Source organism: Chitinophaga polysaccharea (assembly GCF_902150045.1).
GTDB lineage: Bacteria > Bacteroidota > Bacteroidia > Chitinophagales > Chitinophagaceae > Chitinophaga > Chitinophaga polysaccharea_A.
In genome coordinates this window covers 758,250-772,148 of sequence record NZ_CABFVU010000004.1, presented here as the reverse complement: position 1 = coordinate 772,148, position 13,899 = coordinate 758,250, and the positions used below count along the sequence as shown (strand labels likewise).

Genomic DNA, 13,899 nt, shown 5'->3' with positions numbered 1-13,899 from the left:
GGGAAATCATTATAATCAGCGTAATCAGTGTTCCAAGACAAAATCCGCGTGGCGCCGAAGGCGCCACCTCACCCGCGCCAGGCGTTCCGGAGGAAGCGGAGCCAGTTGCCGTGCATTACGTTATCGATGTCGGCTGCGCTGTAGCCTCTTTTGCCGAGGAGGGCGGGCAGTTGCTGCATATCGGCAATTGTTTCCAGGTCGTAAGGGCACTGCTCTTTGCCAAAGGCGCCATCCAGGTCGGTGCCAATGCCCACATGGAGGGAGTTGCCGGCGATCTGGCAGATATGATCCATGTGATCGATCATTTTTTCCAGGTTACAGCCCATACTACGGGGATCGGACTGCCCACGCACCCAATCGGGTACCATCATCCAGGCATCGAGGGCGCCACCGATAACAGCGCCTTTCTGAATGAGGACTTTAATCATATCATCACTGAACTGGCGGTTGTGATTTACCAGGGCACGGCAGTTATTGTGACTGGCCCATACGGCGCCGTTAAACAGGTCCATCGCATCCCAGAAGGCATCGTCGCAAAGATGGGTGGCATCAAGGATCATATGAAGCCGCTCTATTTCCCTGATCAGCTGTTTGCCCTGTTCGTTCAGGTGGCCGGTGGCATCGGTACCGTTGGCATAGCGGCCAGGCCCGTAATGCGCAGGCCCTATAGCCCGCAATCCGTTGTTATAGGCACGTTCCAGGTATTCCAGATTCACGATGGAATCGGCCCCTTCCAGGCTGAGAATATAACCAATAGGCTTTTTATCGTTCGGAGTACCGTTATTCCATAGCTGCAGGTGTTGCTCAAGGCCTTGCAGATCTTTGATCATCACCATTTCACCGGCATCTTCCATAGCTTTATACCAGGCCAGCTGGCCCTGCGTCTGCGCCCAGGCCTGTTCCGGTGAATGCCATCCCGGCAAAGGATTATCCGGCGCCACATAGCGGCCGATTTGCGTGGCTACCACCAACCCGATATTTCCTTTCCGCAATTCGGGGAACGCCACTACGCCTTTGGCGCGGTCTGGTTTATCATTCATGCCGGCTTCTCTTGCGCGAATGGCAGTTACCGGCTGTTGCAGGTCCCTGTTCCATTCCAGCGCATTCATGCTCAGATCAAGATGTGCATCTATTATAAACATAATTCTATCCTTAGGTGGGCTGATCAGTAGAGTTCAAACAAGGCTTCTATTTCCACAGGTATGTTGTCGGGCAGGGAACCAAAGCCCACAGCACTTCTCACGCCTATCCCGTTCTCTTCTCCCCATATTGCAGCAAACAGTTCACTGCATCCGTTTATAACATAGGGATGCCGTTCAAAGTCGGGCGTACAGTTTACCATTCCAAGTACCTTGATCACCCTTTTCACTTTATCCAGGCTGCCTACGCGTGTTTTGATGGTAGACAACATCGTTAATCCTACTTGCCGCGCCGCCAGCTTTCCCTGCTCTATGTCCAGTGTATCGCCTATCCTGCCGATGATCAGAGATTTATCATTCCGCACAGGACCATGACCGGAGAGATACAGGTATTTGCCATCAATAAGGCAAGGCTTGTAAACACCCAATGGCGATGGAGCCGGTGGCAGTTCCAGTCCCAGAGCAGCTAATTTCTCTTCTGCATGATTGTTTTCCATAGTTACTGTTTTAATATGCCTATAAAGATATCACTTCCTCCTTTGAAAAAAAGTGCAGGTAAGATAGTTAATCTCAGCAGAAAAACAGGCAGTAAGGGGTTTGAGATTTTCAGAGGTTAAGGGGTTTACAGAACAGCCGTCTGTATAAGACGGCTGCTTAATCTTCCATGACCTGGCATTGGAATCCATTTTCGTTTACCAGCATCATTATTTTTCCGGGATGGAAATTTTCTCCTTCCACTCTTAATACTTTATCACAATCTTCGAGATCGAAATTAATTTTACTATCCGGGAAGTTACGAAGCAGCAGCGCTACTATTTCTTTCGCCGCTGCCACTCTTTTTACATTCGTTACAAATACTTCTACCATTGCAATTAATTTAATTACATATATTTCATCGGCTCGTAATTCAAAAGCCGCCTCCATAAGGCAATCTGTCCTATACAATTGGCCTCCCTGTAAGTGTTAAAAGTCAGCAGGTCCCAAAGCGACATTTTCATACCGGGGAATTCCAATATCTGATCCAGTTGTTCATCGGTTACATTTACCAGTGCTGTTCTTAACAGCGGGGAAATTCTCTGCCAGTCTTTCTTAAAAATTTCGAGAGACGGATATTGCTGCCCGTCTTTTATTCCCTGGAAATCCTTAAAAAGATCATTAGCAGAAGATGCTGCTTCCACCTTCAGCAGGCCAGCCAGCTCGAACCGTTGCTGTACAAGGCTGCCTGTGAGCCAGGCAACATGATTGGCGGGAGTATCCAGTCTTTTATGTGCATCTTCATCTGAAATTCCATCCAGCACTTTTGGAAAAAATGTGGTGTGCAGATCAAACAGGGGAAGGATGCCCTGCATCCGTGTGCTTACAGTTTCCATATAATTTCAATTTTTTGGTTCTCAAACTAACGCTAAGATACCCTATTACAGGGGTCCGGATGGATGCTGATAGAGTCAATATTAGGGGGTATTTGCGACAAATTCGTTATGTTTGGGTAGTTAACTAAAAAATTCACCACCATATGTTACAAATTGGGATCCTGCTTATACGCCACTACAAGCTTTTAAGCCTGGCTGCCATAACAGATGTACTGGACACCGTCAACAAGATTTACCATAAGAACGATCAGCCTGCGCCATTCAAGATAACCCTGGTACATACCTCAGAAATGGAACACCTTGCAGCCGCCTTCCCCGCGTATGCATCGCAACGCATAGACGCTGCCGGTACTTTTAACCTGGTGCTGGTACCTTCTTTCACCACGGATGATATCCGCCAGTCTATTGCAGAAAACAGGTGTTATCTTCCCTGGCTGCAACAACAATATAAAAATGGCGCTGAAATTGCCAGCTTTTGCACCGGCGCATTTTTACTGGGCGCATCCGGCCTGCTGGATGGTAAAATAGCCACCACCCATGTGGATGCCTGCAAGGAGTTTTCCTCCGCTTTCCCTGCTGTGAACCTGTTGTCGGATAAAACCGTTACACATGATTCCGGCATTTACACAAGTGGCGGCGCCACTTCTACCTTCCACCTGCTGCTTCATCTGCTGGAAGTGCATTGTGGCATTGAAATAGCAATCAGGACCGCCAAAATTTTCGCTGTGGATATGGGCCGTGATAAACAGTCTTATTTCAGCACCTTCCAGCCTGCCCGCAATCATCACGACGACCTGGTGGCATCTGCCCAGCAACGGATTGAAACCTGTTACCAGGATGTTGGCACCATTGAAGAAATGATCAGGGACATCCCTTCCAGCAGGAGAAATATTGTGAGAAGATTTAAACAGGTGACTGGTGTAACCCCTATCGAATACCTGCAATTCACACGTATTGAAGCGGCCAAGAAACTACTGGAGGAAACCGGGCAGCAGATGGCGGAAGTGATCTACAATTCCGGCTATAACGATCCCAAAGCATTCAGAAAGGTATTCCGCAAAACAGTGGGAATGACCCCTTCTGAATACCGGGAAAAGTTTAATGCAGCCAGGTCATAATTATGATTGCCATTCCCTGTCCCAGAAAGCGGGCGGCTCTATACCGAGGGCGCGGAGGTACACATATCCCTGCCCGCGGTGATGGATCTCATTGTCAAAAATGTAGAACAGGATGCTCACCGACTTACCTTCATATTGTCCGAAAGCGGTAATTTCCTTTTGAAAAACTTCCACCGGGATCTTAGGCCACCACTCATCGAGCTTATCGGTGATAACATCCCAGAGCTGTAATAACTCCGCTTTATTGGTGGGGGCAATTACAGCGCCGGTATCTTTCAGGAGCACATCAATACCCAGCCATTCATCGGTAACAACTCCATATACAGATGGGAAGGCCATTCCACAGAATTCCATTACCAAAGCGGAAAATGGACGCATACCGCCAATGCTGAAAGTAAAAAGCTGGTCTTCCGGAAAGGCTTCAATCATCCTGCGGGTAAGTCCGCGGTGGCCCTGCCAGTGTTTCAGTAACTGATCAGGCGTGATCACAGTGGTAGTAGTTGCGGCAGATAAAGTGTTGTTTTCCATAAGTCTGTATTTTTTGTTTTATGATACAAAGAAAACAACGGGTTGTGACAGCCCTATGTCAGTAGTCCTAAAAAAAACTTACCTGCTATAAAAAAAGCAGGGATAATAACCCTGCTTTTTCACTGTGCTTACCAGCCGAAATATGATTTGGCGTTGCAGTAACAGATATCCTGCACCATCTTACCAACGGCCTCCATATCGTCCGGGATTTCACCCCGCTCGATCTCTTCCCCGAAAAGATCACAAAGCAGGCGCCGGAAGTATTCGTGGCGCGGGTAGGAAAGAAAACTGCGGGAATCTGTAAGCATGCCTACAAAACGTGAAATGAGCCCCATATTCGATAATGCGTTCATTTGCCGGGTCATGCCCTCTTTCTGATCCAGGAACCACCAGGCGGCACCGAATTGGATTTTACCAGGTACGGAACCATCGTTGAAATTACCGGTCATGGTGGCCATCAATTCATTATCAGCAGGGTTCAGGTTATAAATAATGGTCTTGGCCAGTTTGTCCTGGCTATCCAGTTTATCAAGGAACCTCGCCAGTGCGCGGGCCTGGGAAAAGTCGCCGATGGAATCCCAGCCGGTATCCGGTCCCAGCTGCCGCATCATGCGTGAATTATTATTCCGTAGGGCCCCAAGATGGTATTGCTGTACCCATCCCGATTTCCAGTCCATAAGCGCCAGTTCATACAGGAGCGCCGATTTGAACTGCCGGGCCTCGGTAAGGGTGAGCGACTGCCCACCGCGGATCTTTAAAAAGATCTGCCGGATATTTTTCTCCAGGAAATCATCTGCATATATTTCCTCAATACCGTGGTCGGATACTTTACAGCCATGTGCCGCAAAAACATCGTGCCGGTCTTTCAGCACCTGGAGCAGGTCGTCGTACGTACGGATATTGGCGTTAGCCGTTTCCTCCAGTTTCCCCAGATACCGGTTATATACCTCCGGCGAATCTACATTCATAGCCTGATCCGGGCGGAAGGCGGGTATTACGGGTATTTCAAAGCCATCCTGTTTTAACTGGCGATGATATTGCAGGTTGTCTGCCGGATCATCGGTAGTGCATATCAGCGACACATTCCTGCTGCGTAACAGGTTCTGCACGCTGTATGCCGGTGTTTGCAGCAGCGCGTTGCAGGTATCATAGATCTGCTTTGCAGATGCGGGGCTCAGGATATCGGTTACATTGAAATAACGCTGCAGCTCCAGGTGCGTCCAGTGATGCAGTGGATTGCGCAAGGTGTATGGTACCGTAGCGGCCCATTTTTCAAACTTTTCCCAGTCGGTATTGTTGCCGGTACAGTAACTTTCCGGTACGCCATTGGTGCGCATAGCGCGCCATTTATAATGATCGCCGTACAGCCATGCCTGCGTAATATTTTCGAACATGGTATCCGCCGCTATCTGCGCGGGTGGCAGGTGACAATGATAATCGATGATGGGCATATCCTTTGCATAATCGTGATAGAGCCGTTCTGCCGCATCGCTATTCAGGAGGAAATTTTCATCCATGAATTTTTTTCTCATCAGTAAATTTTTAAACATTACAATGACACCCCTCTTTTCCAGGGAATAAAATCATCCTGACCGTTAAGGACAGATTTTGCGGTAATGACGCCGCTGGCTACCTGTATAACGTATTCGAGTATACGTTCTCCCGCTGCGGTGATGGTTTCTTCACCGTCTATAATAGTACCGGTATTAATATCGATGATATCATGCATGCGCTGGTACAGCTTCGTGTTGCTCGACAGCTTGATCACCGGCGCAATGGGGTTACCGGTGGGCGTTCCAAGCCCGGTGGTAAACAGTACTACATTAGCGCCGCTGCCTACTTCTGCCGTGGTGGACTCCACATCATTACCCGGTGTACACAACAGGTTGAGCCCTGGTTGCTGTACCTTTTCAGGGTAATCCAATACGGCGGCTACAGGTGAGGTGCCTCCTTTTTTGGCCGCACCGGCAGATTTAATGGCATCGGTGATCAGCCCGTCTTTTATATTTCCCGGAGATGGATTCATATCAAACCCGGAGCCTGCTTCCTCGGCACGCTGCTGGTAGGTACGCATCAACCCGATGAACCTGGTAGCGTCTTCCACGTTACGGCAACGGTCGCTCATTTCCTGTTCCACTCCGCATAATTCAGGAAATTCAGCAAGGATCACGGAGCCTCCCAGCGCGGTGAGCAGGTCGGAGGTATAACCGATGGCGGGGTTGGCGGAAATACCGGAGAACCCGTCGGACCCGCCGCATTCCAGGCCTATACATAATTTGCTCAGCGGCGCCGGCTGCCGGGTGTTCTGGTTCGCTATCATCAGCCCTGCAAAAGTTTGGCGGATCGCATCGGCGATCAGCTGGCTTTCCGTACCGGTTTGCTGCTGGTCCAGTATATAAAGGGGTTTTGAAAACCCCGGATCGCGCTTACTGATCTCTTCCTTCAGCATGCTTATCTGTGCATTCTGGCAGCCAAGGCTCAGCACAGTGGCACCTGCAACATTGGCATGGGTAATATACCCTGCCAGCAGGCCGCACAACGTTTGCGCATCCTGCCGGATGCCCCCGCAGCCGCCATCATGCGTAAGGAATTTTATGCCATCTACATTTTCAAAAATGCGGTTTCCCTGCGCCCCGGAAGTCCCTTCCGTGTATATGCTTTCAAGGATCTGTGCCGGGTCAGCGCCGGCCTGCTGCCTGGCTACGAGCGAACGGGTAAAGGCCGCATACTTAGCCGGACGGCTATATCCCAGTTCCGGCAGCAACGCTTCTTTCAGCACTTCCACATTCCTGTTTTCACAAAACACCAAAGGTATAACCAGCCAGTAGTTGGCAGTACCAACACTGCCGTCTGCGCGGTGATAGCCCATAAAGGTCCGCTGCTGCCACCGGGAAACATCCGGCGCCTGCCAGGCTGTTTTCCGCTCAGCAGCCAGCTCATAAGCATTGGCGGCATGCCGTACATTCTCTACGGCTATCCTGCTGCCGGCGCTGATGTGATGCTGCGCGCGTCCTACCAGTACGCCATACATGTAAATGGCGTCGCCTTCTTTCATGGGTGCTGTTGCAAACTTGTGTTTCGCAGGGATCTCTTCCTGCATCGTGTATACGGCGCCGTTATATTCCACCGTTTCGCCCTTTTCCAGGTCCTGTAGCGCTACCAGCACATTATCGTGCGGATGCACCTTTAATACTTTCTGCTTCATTATCTGTCCTTAAAATTTTTACGATACCGTTATTTCCGCTGCTACCTTTTCCAGGTAAGCAGCTACTCCCTGCTCCATTAACGCCTTTAACATGGTGGTTACCAGCTGTGCAAACCCGGGAATAGTGTTGAGATCCAATCCCCAGATAGCCTGGTTGCCGAAGGCTGTTTTTATCAATACTTCCGGCGAATGCAGCTTCCATTGTTCCGCATACCAGCCGGCATGTTCGTCTGTAATAGTATACCCGTCGCCCCCCCGCATAAATAAAGCATGCGCAGCGAATCCCAACGCCATCAATGCCGGTACCTGTCCCGTACGCCGCTGGTATTGCAACAGCGCCGGCAGTACCCGCATTTTGAGCTTAGCCGTATACTGGGCGCAAATGCTTAACCACCGGTGCTCAATAGCGGGGTTACGGAAGCGGTCAAGCACAGCCCCTGCAAAACGGATAGCGGCATCATTACGTATATGTATATCCGTTATAGCCGGGATGATCTCATGCATCATCAATCCTTCCATGTAAGCAGCCATCGCCTCATTATTCATGGCGGCCTTCACGGTTTCATGACCGGCCAGGAAGGCCAGTCCGCAGCTAAGGGTATGGGTGCCGTTGAGCAGCCGGAGCTTCAGCTCACGGAACACGTTAATGTCGGGCGACAACACCACTCCTGCATCTGTTTCACTAAAGGATAATACTTTTCTTACCTGTTCACTGCTGGTTTCAATAGCCCATAAACGGTATACTTCAGTCATGATCAGCAGCCCGTCTTCATAACCGGTGTCCAGGTCTGCTGCACCGGGCACAATACAATCCACCAGCGAATTACAACAGTAGTTATGATGAGTAAGCCAATCTATAAAACCTTCTTCCAGCCGGTTAAAGCTACTCAGCTGCAACAGGATCTCACGGAGCCTGCTGCCATTATCCGGTATCAGCTCTGCAGGAACGATCACCATTCCTTTAGTGACATCTCCTTTAAAGTGGAGATAGCGGTGATACAGGAATGCCAGCAGCTTGCCGGGAAAAGATACCGGCGGCTTTGCATGAATGCTTTCTTCTGTATACACAATACCTACTTCGGTGGTATTTGATATCACTACCTGCATATGCGGATTTTCAGCACAGGCAAGCACCTCCTCCCATTGGGAAGTGGCAGTAAGCACCCGGCTGATGGACGCATTAATAATATTTTCAGAAACGGGTTTTCCCCCATCAATTCCCCTGATACATTGCGTATAAAGGTTATCCTGTTCATCAAAAGCTTTGGTGCTGCCCTTGTCTGTCGATTTCACCACTACCACCCTGCCATTGAATACGCCCTGTTTATTGGCTTTGTCTATAAAAAAACAGGGGAGTCCTCTCAACAATACCCCTGTGCCGAACTGCAGTACTTTTTCCGGCAGGGCAAAATATTCCTCACCAGGGATCTGCCATTCATCCTTTTCACGCAGCCGTTTCAGTAACTCTTTTGAAAGTTTCATATCCTCATTATTTAGTCATTGTTTCCATTTCATTGGCAGCTAACAGGTACGCCCCTACGCCTTTGGCGTCATTATCGATCACTTTTTCACTGAGATAATAGGCATAACTGCCATCGCGGTAGGGTTCCCCACCCAGTCCGGCTACGCTTACGGTTCCTCCCAGGGTTATATCCCCTTCCGGATTTTTACGGATAAACTGTTTAAGAATACCATTGTAACCTTTCTGAGCTACCGAGCGGTAAGTTTTTGGCAAATAGCCAAGACGTATGCCTTTCGCCAACGCATATACGAACATGCAGGAAGCGGAGGCTTCCACATAATTCCCTTTGCTGCCGGCTTTATCCAGCACCTGGTACCAGCAGCCGGTTTTGTCGTCCTGGTATTTTCTGATCGCTGCGGCGGTACGGTCTAAAATAGCAATAAGACTGTCGCGGCCGGGGTCTGCAGACGGGTAGTATTCCAGTGCGTCTACCAGTGCCATGGCATACCAGCCCATGGCACGGCCCCAGAAGTTTGGCGACTGCCCCGTGGTTTTATTGGCCCACCGCTGTTCCTTTGATTCATCCCAGGCATGATACAGCAACCCTGTGCGTGGATCACGCGCATGCTCTTCCATCAGTACAAACTGCCGCGTAATGTCGCGGAAGGCGCTGTCTTCCCCGAAAAGGGCTGCATATTCCGCATAAAACGGCTCGCCCATATAAAGCCCGTCCAGCCACATCTGGTAGGGGTAACGCTTCTTATGCCAGAAGCCACCGTCGTTTGTACGGGGTTGCTGCCGTAGCTGTTCACGGAGCAGATCGGCAGCCAGTTTGTACTTATTATCTTTAGTCGCTTTATAAAGCGTTAATATGACGCGGCCGTTTTTAATGTTATCGATGTTATAGTCCTTCAACTGGTACGTACGGATGTTACCGTTAGTATCTATAAAATGATCCATACTCCGTTGTATGTACCGGAAATACCGCTGATCACCTGTTCTTTTCCATAAGCCGGTGAATCCCTCCAGTACCACGCCCTGGTCGTACGACCATCTTACCGGCCTGCCTGGCTGTACTTCCAGCGAATCGCTCCATATACGCATTACTGTGGCGGCCATCCCGGCTGCGCCGGTTTGAGCCTGTGCAAGTGAAACTGATAACAGCAATGCAGTGGATAATAATGATGTTTTAAAACGCATGATCTTCTGTTGATTGGGTTTTAGTATCGCGGTAACTGCAACTATCGAATGTAATATGCTTTGTATTGCGTGTTTGCACCGGTTTCTGGCCGGAAGAGGTAAGCAGGTACACTTTATTGAAGTGTATGTCTTCCGCCTCCAGGCACTGAATGCCTTCCTCTGCCTTTATCACCAGGTCCCGCAGGTGGATATTGCGTACAGGCATTTCCGGTAGTCCGCGTATGAACACGGCTTTTTTTGCGCCGCTGCATACAATATTATTCATATAAAAATTGCGGAACACCGGGGTGGCATCCGTTACCGGCAATGTTTCCACACGTGGGGCGGTCCTCTTCTCCCCTGCCAGCGGCACCGGGTCTTTAGCTGCATAATACATATCAAACAGGATGGCTTCACCGGGAATATCCTTCATGTTGATGGTAGCGGCATAAATATCCTCCACTATGCCGCCACGGCCCCGGGCAGTTTTGAAGCGCAGCCCGATGTCGGTACCCAGGAAAGAGCAATCCGATACATAAATATTACGGGCGCCGCCCGACATTTCGCTGCCTATCACAAAGCCGCCGTGGGCATGATATACGGTGCAGTGCTGCACTATCACATTTTCGGTAGGCTTGCCCCGTTTACGTCCCTGTTCGTCCCTTCCGGATTTAATACAGATACCATCATCGCCCACATCAAAGGTGCAGTCTACGATCTGCGCCTGACGGCACGATTCAAGGTCCACACCATCCCCGTTCTGTGCATACCAGGGATTCCTGGCATAAATACCACGCAGGGTGATGTTTTCACAAAGCAGGGGATGCAGGCACCATGCAGGTGAATTCTGGAAGGTGACCCCTTCCAGTAATACATTCTTACAGGAGGCTATGCTCACCATATTTGGCCGCAGGAAGTCTTTTATACCAGCGTAGTCTGTTACTTTGCTACCTGGCTTGATAACGCCCGGCTGATTGGTATTGGCGCCGCGATAAGACGATTGTGTAGGATACCAGTTAGCGCTGTCCGGGCCTACCAGGCCACCGGATGCCACCAGCTTCTCCCATTGGGTTTCAGTGAGCTTTGCCCTCTTAACAATACGCCACGCATCACCGCCACCGTCAAGGATACCACTACCGGTAACGGCTATATTTTCCTGGTTGATGGCGGAAACAGGCGCCTGGCAGCGCACCGCTTCCAGCCCTTCGTAGGTGGTGTTGATCAGCGGGTATTGGTCGAAGTCGGTTGTAAACTGCAACACGGCATTCTTTTCCAGGTGAAGGTTCACATTGCTTTTCAGTACGATGGGGCCGGTGAGCCACATACCCGAGGGCACCAGCACTACGCCGCCGCCCTTACTGTTACAGGCACTGATGGCCTCGTTGATAGCTTTGCTGTTTAGTGTGATACCATCTGCTTTTGCACCAAACGAGGTAATTATAAAAGTATCTTTCCTGAAATGCGGTTCGTAGATCTGTGGTAGTTCGTAGGCATATTTGCCTTCAAAAGGAGTTTGTTGCAGGTAATCTGCCAATGGTAATTTCTTCTCCCTTATTTCACGTGCTACCAGCGCGGCTATAGTAGCAGCGCCATAAGCGGAAAAATGTGTATTGTCTGTAATGCCCTGTGGCAAAGAGTTATAATGCCCCGGAGGCGTAGTACGAAACATTTTCATGGTAGCTGCCTCTCCTTCCTTACTCAACAATGCCGAACTACTTTGCTGTAAATCGATCAGCGGCGTTTGCGTAGCCTTTGCCACGGCTCTTACCACTACGGGATAAGCGCCGTGGGTATCTTCCAAAACTCCTTTAGTAAATTTACGGCGCGCCACCGGCGTAATAAGCACGGGATGGGCGCCCCTGGCACGGGCCTCTTTTACAAAACGTTCCAGGTTAGTTTTATAAGCTCCTTCCGGTGCGGCATAGCGGGTGGGATCACTGATCTTCCCATCGTTATGGCCAAACTGGATCATCACCCAATCTCCCGGCTTCAGTTGCGCTAACACGCTATCCCATCTATGTTCATCGATAAAGCTCCTGGTGCTTCTCCCGTTTACTGCATAGTTCTTGATGATAACATCTTTTTCAAAAAATTGCGAGAACAATTGCCCCCATCCCCGTTCAGGATTATCTTCCAGCGGTTTGTCTGCCATCGTGGAATCGCCGATCATGAATATAACCGGTTTGGGACCGGCCGGCGCCAGTCCCAATAATGATAATAAAAGTATCTGAAGAATTTTCATTAGTTGTATTTATCGTTCTGCTTAAATTCATCTTTATTTGTTACGGCGTCGATCTGGTCCTGCGGAATGGGCCGCAGTGTGTGGTACGACTGAAAATATGCTTTGGCGTCGGGATTATGCAGGGCAATCCGTTCTCCCAATTTGCCGGTACGCTTCAGATCAAACCAGCGAAGCTGTTCACCTGCCAGCTCTCTCGCCCGCTCATCAAGAATAAAATCAAGATTGATGTCTGCAGCTTTAACCACCATCTCTGCTTCATGCCCTGTAATAGTAGCCCGTTTACGGATCACATTAATATACTCAGCAGCTTTAGAAGAATTGCCCAGCTTAAACTGCGCTTCCGCCGCAATAAGGTACATTTCGGCAAGCCTGATAATAAATGCATCCCTGGCGCTTTGTTCTTCGTTCATAGATGCCCGTGTGGGGTCATCAAATTTGTAGAACGACACATAACGGGTGCGGTCCTTTCCTCCACCGTTTTCTGTATACACGGCATTCCTGTCGTAAATCCGGTATTTGGTGGAAGCAGGCAGCACATACTTACTGCAGTAGATAGCAGTATCACCCAGCTTCATGCCTGCCGGTGCAGTTTTAAGGTTATTACAATACCATACCTGTTTGAAAGATCCCTCATAACGTGCATCGGCATTTTCATTAAAGAGGTTTAACAGGAAAAGCGTAGGCATATACCTGTTAAATGGCCGCTGGTTGAGGATATCCCGCTGCATACCGGGCAAATCATCATATTTCATGGCAAACAGCATATGCGCGTTGTTGGCGCCGCGGGAGTGCCCGTTAGGAAACAGCGTAGCGTCTGTCCGGTCGTCAAACACAAGGTTCTTCATGTAATTTACCGCCCAGATCACTTCCTTGTTCTGCAGGTTGTCCATACGCCAGAGATCCGCGTACTTCGGCTGCAGCGTATAGCCATAACTGTTAATTACTTTATCTGCCAGGTCGGCGGCCTGCTGGTTCATACCACGGGTGAGATACATTCTTGCCAGGAAAGCTTCTGCAGCTGGCTTTGTAACACGGCCATAGTCGGATGTGGTAGTGGGCAGGTTATTCACCGCTTCGCCCAGGTCGCGGAAGATCTGCGCATAAAATGTATCTACCGGCGTACGGCTAGCCGTAGTAACCACTCCCGATGTTTCGGTGAGCGTGAAATGAACACCGCCCCAGGTTTCCACGATATGCCAGTAGTAAAATGCACGAAGAAAATGCAGCTCTGCAGCGCGTATCTTCTTACGGTCTTCCGGCAGCCCTGCGTTATCGATCCGGTTAATCCCCGCATTGCACAGGTTGATAGCCGCATACAGTTGTTTCCATAAAACACTCATCACGGAATTACTGGCCTGCAGGTTATTATAGTTGGTCATGTCCGGGTATTTATCACCGGTGCCGCTGGTCCATATATCGGTCCCCATTTCGGAGATGCTATATCCTTCTTCCTTCCCATACCACCAGCGGTTATAGGTATACGCTGCATTTACCAGCGTTTCAAAACCTTCCGGTGTGGAATAAACGGCATCAGTGGTAGTGCCACCGGGATTGTATTCTTCCAGTTGTTTATTACAGCCGGCAAGACTTCCCGCCGCGATGTACAATATGATGAGGTATTTATTTATACTGGGTGTCATTGTTACGTTTTTAAAG

12 protein-coding genes are annotated in these 13,899 nt (G+C 49.6%); 1 reads left to right on the top strand and 11 read right to left on the bottom strand.

Annotated features, from left to right (window positions below; translation table 11 throughout):
* Positions 1-68: 68 nt before the first annotated feature.
* The 4 genes from FN124_RS27740 to FN124_RS27725 form a co-directional block, all read right to left on the bottom strand.
* Entirely contained in the window at positions 69-1,142 is a 1,074-nt protein-coding gene (locus FN124_RS27740; protein ID WP_142688032.1) for a dipeptidase, read from the bottom strand.
* Positions 1,143-1,165: 23 nt separating this feature from the next.
* Complete coding sequence (locus FN124_RS27735; RefSeq protein ID WP_142688031.1) at positions 1,166-1,636, bottom strand: RidA family protein; 471 nt, start codon at positions 1,634-1,636, stop codon at positions 1,166-1,168.
* A 157-nt stretch (positions 1,637-1,793) separates the two neighbouring features.
* Complete coding sequence (locus FN124_RS27730) at positions 1,794-2,006, bottom strand: hypothetical protein (protein ID WP_142688030.1); 213 nt, start codon at positions 2,004-2,006, stop codon at positions 1,794-1,796.
* Positions 2,007-2,020: 14 nt separating this feature from the next.
* Complete coding sequence (locus FN124_RS27725; RefSeq protein WP_142688029.1) at positions 2,021-2,509, bottom strand: DinB family protein; 489 nt, start codon at positions 2,507-2,509, stop codon at positions 2,021-2,023.
* 143 nt (positions 2,510-2,652) lie between these two features.
* Here FN124_RS27725 and FN124_RS27720 point away from each other — a divergent pair, with 143 nt between their 5' ends.
* Positions 2,653-3,627: a GlxA family transcriptional regulator gene (locus FN124_RS27720; protein WP_142688028.1), complete on the top strand. Its 975-nt coding sequence runs from the start codon at positions 2,653-2,655 to the stop codon at positions 3,625-3,627.
* Here the strand turns inward: FN124_RS27720 and FN124_RS27715 are convergent, their stop codons facing one another.
* The 7 genes from FN124_RS27715 to FN124_RS27685 all read right to left on the bottom strand — a co-directional run bounded on the left by FN124_RS27715 (position 3,628) and on the right by FN124_RS27685 (position 13,883).
* Positions 3,628-4,155 (bottom strand): DinB family protein, encoded by a 528-nt coding sequence (locus tag FN124_RS27715; RefSeq protein WP_142688027.1) that lies wholly within the window; start codon positions 4,153-4,155, stop codon positions 3,628-3,630.
* A gap of 128 nt (positions 4,156-4,283) precedes the next feature.
* Positions 4,284-5,687: a glucuronate isomerase gene (uxaC, locus tag FN124_RS27710; RefSeq protein ID WP_142688026.1), complete on the bottom strand. Its 1,404-nt coding sequence runs from the start codon at positions 5,685-5,687 to the stop codon at positions 4,284-4,286.
* A 17-nt stretch (positions 5,688-5,704) separates the two neighbouring features.
* Positions 5,705-7,360, bottom strand: coding sequence for a UxaA family hydrolase (locus FN124_RS27705; RefSeq protein WP_142688025.1), 1,656 nt, complete (start codon positions 7,358-7,360; stop codon positions 5,705-5,707).
* Positions 7,361-7,378: 18 nt separating this feature from the next.
* Positions 7,379-8,842, bottom strand: a complete 1,464-nt coding sequence (locus FN124_RS27700) for a tagaturonate reductase (RefSeq protein ID WP_142688024.1) — start codon at positions 8,840-8,842, stop codon at positions 7,379-7,381.
* Positions 8,843-8,849: 7 nt separating this feature from the next.
* Positions 8,850-10,022, bottom strand: coding sequence for a glycoside hydrolase family 88/105 protein (locus FN124_RS27695; protein WP_142688023.1), 1,173 nt, complete (start codon positions 10,020-10,022; stop codon positions 8,850-8,852).
* On the bottom strand, positions 10,012-12,243 hold the full coding sequence (locus FN124_RS27690; protein ID WP_142688022.1) for a glycosyl hydrolase family 28 protein: 2,232 nt from the start codon (positions 12,241-12,243) through the stop codon (positions 10,012-10,014). The genes FN124_RS27695 and FN124_RS27690 overlap by 11 nt, the downstream gene beginning before the upstream one ends.
* The gene (locus FN124_RS27685) at positions 12,243-13,883 is read right to left on the bottom strand and encodes a RagB/SusD family nutrient uptake outer membrane protein (protein WP_142688021.1); all 1,641 of its coding nucleotides are present in this window, start codon (positions 13,881-13,883) and stop codon (positions 12,243-12,245) included. The genes FN124_RS27690 and FN124_RS27685 overlap by 1 nt, the downstream gene beginning before the upstream one ends.
* Positions 13,884-13,899: the final 16 nt, after the last annotated feature.

Excerpts from the sequence above, each read along its gene's own strand:
- FN124_RS27740 (WP_142688032.1), bottom strand. The coding sequence starts at position 1,142 with ATGTTTATAATAGATGCACATCTTGATCTGAGCATGAATGCGCTGGAA.
- FN124_RS27735 (WP_142688031.1), bottom strand. The coding sequence starts at position 1,636 with ATGGAAAACAATCATGCAGAAGAGAAATTAGCTGCTCTGGGACTGGAA.
- FN124_RS27730 (WP_142688030.1), bottom strand. The coding sequence starts at position 2,006 with ATGGTAGAAGTATTTGTAACGAATGTAAAAAGAGTGGCAGCGGCGAAA.
- FN124_RS27725 (WP_142688029.1), bottom strand. The coding sequence starts at position 2,509 with ATGGAAACTGTAAGCACACGGATGCAGGGCATCCTTCCCCTGTTTGAT.
- FN124_RS27720 (WP_142688028.1), top strand. The coding sequence starts at position 2,653 with ATGTTACAAATTGGGATCCTGCTTATACGCCACTACAAGCTTTTAAGC.
- FN124_RS27715 (WP_142688027.1), bottom strand. The coding sequence starts at position 4,155 with ATGGAAAACAACACTTTATCTGCCGCAACTACTACCACTGTGATCACG.
- uxaC (WP_142688026.1), bottom strand. The coding sequence starts at position 5,687 with ATGAGAAAAAAATTCATGGATGAAAATTTCCTCCTGAATAGCGATGCG.
- FN124_RS27705 (WP_142688025.1), bottom strand. The coding sequence starts at position 7,360 with ATGAAGCAGAAAGTATTAAAGGTGCATCCGCACGATAATGTGCTGGTA.
- FN124_RS27700 (WP_142688024.1), bottom strand. The coding sequence starts at position 8,842 with ATGAAACTTTCAAAAGAGTTACTGAAACGGCTGCGTGAAAAGGATGAA.
- FN124_RS27695 (WP_142688023.1), bottom strand. The coding sequence starts at position 10,022 with ATGCGTTTTAAAACATCATTATTATCCACTGCATTGCTGTTATCAGTT.
- FN124_RS27690 (WP_142688022.1), bottom strand. The coding sequence starts at position 12,243 with ATGAAAATTCTTCAGATACTTTTATTATCATTATTGGGACTGGCGCCG.
- FN124_RS27685 (WP_142688021.1), bottom strand. The coding sequence starts at position 13,883 with ATGACACCCAGTATAAATAAATACCTCATCATATTGTACATCGCGGCG.